Consider the following 1,213-nt stretch of genomic DNA (forward strand, 5'->3'; position numbering starts at 1 on the left):
CAGCGTGGGGATGCCGATGCCCAGGTTGACGTAGTCTCCGTCGTTCAGTTCGGCGGCCGCGATGGCCGCCATCTCGTCACGTGTCCAAGCCATGATGGGCTCCTTCTGGTCTGAAATCTCAGGCGACGACGTCGGCGGGGGAGAGGGGTCCGACGGAGACGGAGACGGGGGCGGTCTGGAGCTGGGACATGGTGCCTTTCGGGTGCGGGTGCGGGTGAAGGTGGGAGTGGCGGGTGGGAGGGGCGGGGATCAGTCCGCGATCAGTGCGTCATAGTCGGGCTCGTTCTTCAGCACGCCGTACTTGGTGGCCGCGGACCCCAGCTTTTGCAGGCCCTCCATGTTGACCTCCGGATACCAGCGGGAGATCACAATCTTCTCGGCCAATTCGGGCGTGACCTTGGCATAATCCTGGATGATCGTGCGCACCTCGTCCTCGTTCTCCGAGGCGAACTGGAAAGACTTCTCCAGCGCCCGGCGGAAGCGCTCAACGAGCTCGGGGTCCTCCTGCAGGGTTTGCTCGGAGGCGAAGTAGAAGGCCGAATCGAAGTCGTCGGCGAGGTCGGTCATCGGGCTGGCCACGATCTTTCCGCCGGCGTCCAGGATCTGCGTGCGGAACGGTTCCGTGGTCCAGGCCGCGTCCACGTCGCCGCGCTCCAGTGCCGCGGGCATGTTGGGGTACGGCATCTCGACGAAGTCGACGGCGTCCGGGTCGCCGCCGGCCTGCTCCACGGAGTTCCGGATGGTGACGTCGGCGAAGTTGTTCAGCGCGTTGACGGCGACGGTCTTGCCCACCAGGTCCGCGGCGCTCTCGATGCCGCTGTCCGGCATGGCCGCCACCTCGGTCCCATCCTTCCCGGGCTCATTGGTGGAGCTGGAGCCGTTGGAGACCACCGTGATCGGCAGCCCCTTGTCCCGCGCGATCAGCAGCGAGATGACGTTGGAGTAGCCGAACTGGTATTCGCCGGTCATGACCGCCGGAACGATGGCCGCCCCGCCCTGGGCCAGCTGGATGGACAGCTGGATGCCTTCCTCCTCGAAGTAGCCCTCCTGCATGCCCAGGTAAACCGGCGCCACGTCCGCGATCGGGATCAGGCCCAGGCTCACCTGGTCCAGGTTGGCGTCTGCCGGCGCCCCTGCGGTTTCCGTTCCGCCGCCGGTGGAGGACGGACTGCCGGAGCCGCACCCGGTCAGCAGGAGGGCGCCGGCCAGCACC

1 protein-coding gene and 1 pseudogene are annotated in these 1,213 nt (G+C 67.0%); both read right to left on the reverse strand.

Annotated features, from left to right (window positions below; translation table 11 throughout):
* Window positions 1-93, reverse strand: a pseudogene (locus tag AC5RUJ_RS16705) (succinyl-CoA--3-ketoacid-CoA transferase); the annotation flags it as partial.
* Window positions 94-249: 156 nt separating this feature from the next.
* A partial coding sequence (locus AC5RUJ_RS16710; RefSeq protein WP_494156295.1) for an ABC transporter substrate-binding protein occupies window positions 250-1,213 on the reverse strand: 964 nt, incomplete at its 5' end.

It is taken from the genome of Arthrobacter sp. Y3223164 (assembly GCF_059091005.1).